The sequence below is a fragment of the Frankia sp. AgKG'84/4 genome, assembly GCF_023242965.2.
Taxonomy (GTDB): Bacteria; Actinomycetota; Actinomycetes; order Frankiales; family Frankiaceae; genus Frankia.
Genome location: NZ_JALKFU020000949.1, coordinates 1 through 686, shown reverse-complemented (window position 1 = coordinate 686; position 686 = coordinate 1). Strand labels below are relative to the sequence as shown.

Here is a 686-nt window from a genome sequence, read left to right as displayed (position 1 = left end):
ACCCGGCCGGACGCGACCGGCACTGGCCGGGTGGTGCCGGAGGCCGACTCCGTCGACGCGCCGGCGGCCGGGGAGTTCTCGGCGTCCGGGGAGTTCTCGGCGCCTGGCGAGGCATCGGCGCCTGGCGGGGCAGCGGAGACCGCGGCGGCGTCGACACACGGCGCGTCAGCGACCGATGGGACCGGCGCGCCCGGTGAGGCACCTGCCGGGGACGGCGACCTGCCCGTCGGCGCGGGCGGCGCCCCGGGTGGGGGAGGGCCGCAGCGGCGCCGGTTGCGTTACCGATGGCTGGTCGGCGGTGGCGCGCTGGTGTTCGCCGTGGTCGTCGGTCTGGTCGGCTGGGTGGGCGTGCGCGGCCTGATGGCCCGCACGCAGCTCGACGAGGCTCGCTCGCGCATCGCCGCGTTGCAGCAGCAGGCGCTGGCGGGGCACCTCCCGTCGGACGCCGACCTGCACGCGCAGGTGGCGGCGATCGGTCAGCGGGCCCGCGCGGCCCGATCGCTCACCGCTGACCCGGTGTGGTCGGCGTTCGGCCGGCTGCCGTGGGCCGGCTGTCCGCTGCGCTCCGCGGCGGGCCTGGTCCGGGCCGTCGACACGATGGCGGGCACGGGACTGCCGGCGGTCGCCGACCTGGGGGGCACGCTGAACCCGAGCCGCCTGCGCCAGGAGATGACCATCGACGTGGC

General features: G+C 78.3%; 1 pseudogene. It reads left to right on the top strand.

The window, feature by feature from the left end:
- Nucleotides 1-686, top strand: a pseudogene (locus MXD58_RS26225) (DUF4012 domain-containing protein); the annotation flags it as partial.